At 65.3% G+C, this 6,873-nt stretch carries 1 protein-coding gene; it reads right to left on the reverse strand.

Going from position 1 to position 6,873, the window contains the following annotated elements; all coding sequences use genetic code 11:
• Positions 1-6,873 (reverse strand): amino acid adenylation domain-containing protein (locus ACFQUU_RS28870; protein ID WP_382252044.1); only part of this gene is annotated, 6,873 nt, incomplete at both ends.

Consider the following 6,873-nt stretch of genomic DNA (forward strand, 5'->3'; position numbering starts at 1 on the left):
GCGGCACGCCGTCACGCATGACGAAGCGTGTGCGCAGCGATTCGTGGCGCGCCACGATGCGGTCCAGCGCATGGCGCAACGCGCCGGTGTCGAGCACCCCTTCCAGGCGCAGGCCGAGCGGCATATGATAGGCCTCGCTGACGCCTTCCATCTGCGCCAGGAACCACAGCCGCTGCTGGGCGAATGACAGTACCAGCCCTTCGCCACGCGCCACCGGCGTGATCGGCGGCAGCGCGCTGCGCGCCGCCTCGCGCACCACCGCGGCGAAGTCGCTCAGCACCGGTCGCGTGAACAACTGGGTAATCCGTACTTCCACGCCCAGCACCTGGCGGATACGCGAAGTCACCCGTTCGGCCAAGAGCGAGTGGCCGCCGAGGTCGAAGAAATCGTCGCTGCGCCCGACCCGCCCGATCCTGAGCACCTCGGCCCAGATGCGCGCCAGCACCGTTTCGATGTCGCCACGCGGGGCATCGTCCGCTGCCGTGCTTTCCGTGCGCTGCGGGTCGGGCAGCGCATGGCGGTCCAGCTTGCCGTTCGGGTTCAGCGGCAACGCGTCCAGCAGCACGCACGTCGCCGGCACCATATGGTCCGGCAACTGCCCCGCCAGCGCCGCGCGCAGCGCCACCGCTTCGAGCGTGACACCCGGCTCAAGCGTGTAGTAGGCAACCAGCTGCCGCTCTTCTTCCGGTCCACCGTCGCGCGCCAGCACCACCGCTTCCCGGACCCCGTCCTGGGCCAGCATCCGAGCCTCGATCTCGCCCGGTTCGATGCGGAAGCCGCGGATCTTGACCTGGAAGTCGTTGCGCCCGAGGAAGGCGATATTGCCGTCGGGCAGGTAGCGCCCGAGGTCACCCGTCTTGTACATGCGCGCACCAGCTTCACTGGCAAACGGGTCGGGCAGGAAGCGTTCGGCACTCAACTCATCCCGGTTCAGGTAGCCGCGCCCGACGCCGGCGCCGCCGATGTGGATCTCGCCGACCACGCCGATCGGCACCGGCTGCCCCTGCCGGTCCAGCAGGTACAGCCGCAGGTTGCGAATCGGCTTGCCCAGCGGCACGCCGTGCCCCCGGTAGCGCTCCAGCTCGTCCGATAATTGATAACTGGCGACCACGTCGCTGCATTCGGTCGGGCCGTAGCTGTTGATGACTTGCGCGCGCGGGCTGGGCAGCAGCGCCAGCTTGGCCGGCTGGATCGGCTCGCCGCCCAGCACCAGCCGGCGCAGGCTGCCCAGCCGCCGGTGCGGGCTGGCCACATCGGCATCGACCAGCGCATGGAAGGCGCTGGGCGCCATGTTCAGGTGGCTGATGCCGGCCGCTGCCACCTGCGCCAGGATCGCCTGGGCGTCGAACGGTTCGTCAGCCAGGTGCAGCGTGGCGCCCACCGCCAGCGGGGCAAAGATGTTCTTCTGGGTCAGGTCGAAGCTGTGCGAGGTGACCAGCAGCACCCGGTCTTCATGCGACACGCCGATGTCGTCCAGGTACCAGTCGAGCAGGTTCTGCAGGCCACGGTGCTGCACCTGAGCCGCCTTGGGCGTGCCGGTCGAGCCGGAGGTGAAGATTACATAGGCCAGGTGTTCAGGACCCAGTGCCGTGTGTTGCGGTGCGCTGTCCGGCTGGTCTTGCCAGCTGGCAGCATCAGCCTGCAGGTCGATCAGCGGCACCTCGCCGGCGTGCGGAGCAATGGCCGGGAGCACGCTGCTGCGGCTGAGGATGGCGGTGGGCGTGCATTCCTGCAGCATTGCGCCCAGGCGCTGGGCCGGGTAGCCGGGGTCGACCGGCACGTAGGCGCCGCCGGCCTTGAGGATGGCGAGCATGCCCAGCACCATGTCGATGCTGCGTTCCACGCACAGCGCGACACGGGCGTCGGGGCCGACGCCGAGCGCGCGCAGGTGGTGCGCGAGGCGACTGGACTGGACGTCGAGTTCGCGGTAGCTGATATGCGCCGCGCCGCAGGCGACCGCTACCGCCCGCGGCGTGCGTATCGCCTGTTCCGCAAACAGCTCATGGACCAGCCGTCCCTGCCGTCCCGTGCGATGCGTCGCGTTCCAGGTGTCAACCACCAGTGCACGTTCGACCGCCGGCAGCAAAGGCAGGCTGTCGACCCGCTGGCGATCGTCAAGCACCATGGCCTGCAACAGTTGCCGCAGCTGCGCAGTGCAGCGCTCGATCGTTGTCCGGTCGAACAGCGATGTGGCATAGGTCACCGCACCGACGATCTGTCCATCCATCTCGGTCAGATTCAACGCCAGATCGAACTTCGTCAGATCGTAGGTCGCATCTGCCGACGACAGTGTCAGTCCGTTGAGTTTGAGCTCGGAGACCTGATTATTCTGCCAGTTGATCAGGACCTGGAACAAAGGGTGATGCGCGACGCTGCGCGGTGGGTTGACCACCTCCACTACCTGTTCGAACGGCAGATCCTGGTTGCCTTGCGCTCCAAGTACCTGTTCCTTGACGTGGCGGAGCAAGCCGGCAACACTCTGCTCGGCGCCGAGTTCGATGCGTAGCGCCAGCGTGTTGAGAAAGAAACCGATCAAGGGTTCGACTTCAGCGCGCGTGCGCCCTGCCACCGGAGTGCCGATGACGACGTCGTCCTGTCCCGACAGACGCGCCAGCAAGGCAGCCCAGGCCGCGAGCACGGTCATGAACAGCGTGGTGCCGTGTCGGCGGCTTAGGTCCTTGAGGCCCCGTGTGAGAGCAACGTCCAGCTCAATGTCGACACCGGCGCCAGTGACGTCGGGATGCGGCGGTCGGATGCGATCGGTCGGTAGTTCCAGCAGTGCTGGCGCCCCGGCCAGCGCCTGCTGCCAGTAGGCGGCCTGTGCCTGCAGCACGTCGCCATCGATCCAGCGCCGCTGCCAGGCCGCGTAGTCGGCGTACTGGATCGCCAGTGGCGGCAGAGGATCTTCCTTGCCGGTGCTGAAGGCGTTGTACAGCGCGCTGAACTCGTTGACCAGGATGCCCTGCGACCAGCCGTCGGAGACGATGTGGTGCATCGTCACCAGCAGCACGTGCTCATCGTCGGCGATCCGGATCAGTTGCCCGCGCACCAGCGGGCCGGTGGCAAGATCGAACGGCGCTGCGGCTTCGGCCTCGGCCAGTTCGCCGAGTCTGGCTTCGGCGTCGCTCTGGTTGCGCAGATCGTGTTCCTGCAACGCGAAGCCAGTGTCAGCGGCGATGCGCTGCACCGGCTGCCCTTGTTCCAGCACGAAGGTCGTGCGCAAGGCTTCATGGCGGGCGACGATGCGGTCCAGCGCATGGCGCAGCGCTGCACGGTCGAGCGTGCCCTGCATGCGCAGTCCGAGCGGGATGTGATACGCCTGGCTGACGCCTTCCATCTGCGACAGGAACCACAGCCGCTGCTGCGCGAACGACAGCGGCAGCGCGTCTTCACGCGACGCCAGCGCAATGGCTGGCAGCTCGCTTTGGGCAGCCTGGCCGACGGCTGTTGCCAGTGCGGACAGGCTGGCATGGGCGAACAGCTCGGTCACGTCCAGTTCCACGCCCAGTACCTGACGCACGCGTGAAGCGACCTTGACCGCCAGCAGCGAGTGGCCGCCGAGGGTGAAGAAGTTGTCGTGGCGGCCTACCTGCTCAACGCCCAGAACTTCGGCCCAGATCGCAGCCAGCGCAGTTTCAACTTCACCGACCGGTGCTTCATACGCATGGCTCGCGTAGGCGTCGTCTTCCGGTGCCGGCAACGCCTTGCGATCGAGCTTGCCGTTCGGGTTCAGCGGCAGCGTGTCGAGCTGCACATACGCCGCCGGCACCATGTACTCCGGCAGCGTTACCGACAGAACTGCGCGCAGCGCTTCGCTGTCGAGCCGCGCCTCCTCCGTCTTGGTCACATAAGCCACCAACCGCATATCACCGGGCCGGTCTTCGCGCGTCAGCACCACCGCTTCGCGCACGCCTTGCTGTTCCAGCAGCTTCGCTTCAATTTCACCCAGCTCGATGCGGAACCCGCGCAGCTTGACCTGCTGGTCGTTGCGGCCCAAGAACTCGATACTGCCGTCCGGCAGGTAACGCCCCAGATCCCCGCTCCGGTACATCCGGGCGCCCGGTTCTCTGCTGAACGGATCGGGAAGGAAACGCTCCCGAGTCAGCTCGTCCCGGTTCAGATAGCCGCGCGCGACGCCTGCACCGCCGATATACAGTTCGGCCTGCACCCCTTCCGGCACCGGTTTCCTGTTCCGGTCTAACAGGTAGATGCGCGCGTTCTCCATCGGCCGTCCGATGATCCTGCCGTTTGCCGCGCCGGCCTGCGGTTCGTGTAACGCGGCGTTGACTGTGGTTTCGGTTGGTCCGTAGGCGTTGATGAGCCGCGGCTTGTGGCCCTGATGCGCGAGCCAGCGCCCGAGCGCCACGCTGCCCATCTCCTCGCCGCCCACGATCATCTGCCGCAGGCGGTCCGGAATACACGACAGGTCTTCCTGAACCAGTTGTTCCCAGTATCGTGTCGGGAGATTGACCCAGCTGACATCATGTTCGCGGCAAAGCGACCAGAAGGTCCGGGCGCTGCCGACCCACCCCGGGGTACGCAGGACCAGCGTCGCACCGCTGCTCAGCGCGCAAAAAATTTCCTCGACCGAGACGTCGAAATTCATCGACGCAAATTGCAGCATCCTTTCCTGCGGCCCAAGCGCACAGTGCCGGCTGAGTGCCGTAACCTGGCTGCATAGCTGCCGGTGCTCAACCATCACGCCCTTCGGCTTGCCGGTCGAGCCGGAGGTATAGATCACGTAAGCGAGATGGTGCGGGGCCAGTCCGAGGGTGGCAACATCAAGATTACCGTCATCCTCGCCTGCCCAGTACGCGCTCTGAGTATCCAGGTCGAGCAGCGGAGCAGGCGATGCATTGAGCATTGCCCGCAGGGGTCCGACGACGGACGCATGCGTCAGCACGGCAACGGGTGTGCTGTCTTCTATCATGAATGCGAGACGCTCCGCTGGATAGGCCGGATCCAGCGGCACGTAGCCGCCGCCAGCCTTCAGTACGGCCATCGCTCCCACCACCATGTCGATGCCCCGTTCCATGCAAAGCGCCACCCGCGCATCGAGGCCAACGCCGATCTTGCGCAGATGCCGCGCGAACCGGTTGGCTCGCGCATTGAGCTCCCCGTAGGTCAGCGTCACGCCTTCATGCACCAATGCCGTCGTGTCCGGGGCCAGTGCTGCATGCAACTCAAACAAGGTATGAACGCATTGGTCGGCCGGGTATGTGGCGTCGCCGCCGCTCCAGTTCACCTCCAGTTGGTGGCGTTCCTGTGGTGTCAACAGGTCAAGCTGCTCGACCGGCAGGTCAGGTCGTCGCTCCAGCGCGTCCATCATCCCCGCGAGTACGACTTGGACATAGCCGCAGACACGCTCGGGGTCGGCCGGCGCTTCGGTCTGAGCCGTCAGGAAGAAATCCTCACCGTCATCGTCGACCGACAGGGTAAATGGATAGCTGGTTCTCTCGTGATTGCCCAGTGACTGGATACCTTCCCAAGCCTGCAAGGTGCCATCGTCCGCAGGCACAGCCACGTTGCTATGCCGGTAATTCAGTACCGCGCTAAAAAGCGGCGCCGGCGCTGCGATTACGCTGCAGCGCTGGGCAAGCGCCAGCGGCGCATGTTCATGACGCAGCAGGCGGGAGAGCGCGGCATGGATGTTTTTTACGCCAGTCTGGACGCCCATTCCGGAAGTGCGCAGACGCAATGGCAAGGTGTTCATAAATAGACCGACCACCCGGTCCGCGCCAGCGCCGCCCTGCATGCGTCCGAACAGCACGGTGCCGAACACCACGTCGTCCTGGTTTGAAACCTCGGAAAGGACTCTAGCCCAGGCAAGATGGAATATGCTGGCGGCGCTCACTCCCTGCGCGCGGGCACGCCGGCGCACACGTGCCGCCAGCGCCGGATCGACAACGGCTTTTGCCTCGTGCGTGGCAACCCCGTCACGCCGGGCGTCCGACAGTCCGAACGGAATAGTCGGCGTATCGAATCCGTCCAGCATGTCACGGAAAAAGTCTTCGTGCTCCTGACGGCTGATTCCCAGGCGGGTCTGAGCGATGAAATTGCGGAACGGAAGCGGTGCCGGCAAAGCGTCCCAGCCCCCGGCAAGAAACGCCTGCATTTCCTCCATCACCACGTCCAGCGTCGTGTGGTCTCCCCACAAATGATGGCTGAGCAGACGCAACAGCCAGCGATTGTTCCCGGTATCGTGGGCGATATACACATGCATTAGCGGTGCCTTGCGCACATCAAGGCGACGGTGCTGCGGATCTGCCAATGTTTCGAGCTGCGCAAGGACGTCGCCGTTCGCCGGAGCTATCATCACTTCCTCGATGACAACTGGTGCATGGCGCCAGACCACCTGCACCGGCTCGGGTAAGCCTTGCCACAGGAATGCCGTACGAAGGATGTCGTGCCGGTCGACGACCGACTGCAGTGCCTGGAGGAAAGCATTGAGGCGTTTGCGGGAATCGAAACCATAGGAGCCGGCAAGTAGGTAGGGGTCGCCCTCCTTCGTCATCAGATGATGGAACAGGATCCCTTCCTGCAGAGGTGCCAGCGGGTAAATGTCCTGGATATTGGCAACGCCACCCGGCACCGCCTGCACGATTCGGTCTATGTCCCCCTGGCTCAGTTCGACTAGCGGCAACATGCCCGGCGTGATCGATGCGCATCCGGGTGCAATCCGGTTTTCCGGCACGGTCACCAGCGTGTGCGTCCCACCCACCGTCTGGGCCAGCGCGGCCAGCGTAGGCGTATCGAACAGTGCGCGCACGTCGGTATGCAGGTCTTCGCGGCGCATGCGCTCGATCAGCGTCACCGCCAGCAGCGAGTGGCCGCCCAGCCGGAAGAAATCGTCATGCCGGCCCACCCGCTCCA

The organism is Herbaspirillum sp. GCM10030257 (assembly GCF_042666555.1).
GTDB lineage: Bacteria > Pseudomonadota > Gammaproteobacteria > Burkholderiales > Burkholderiaceae_D > Noviherbaspirillum.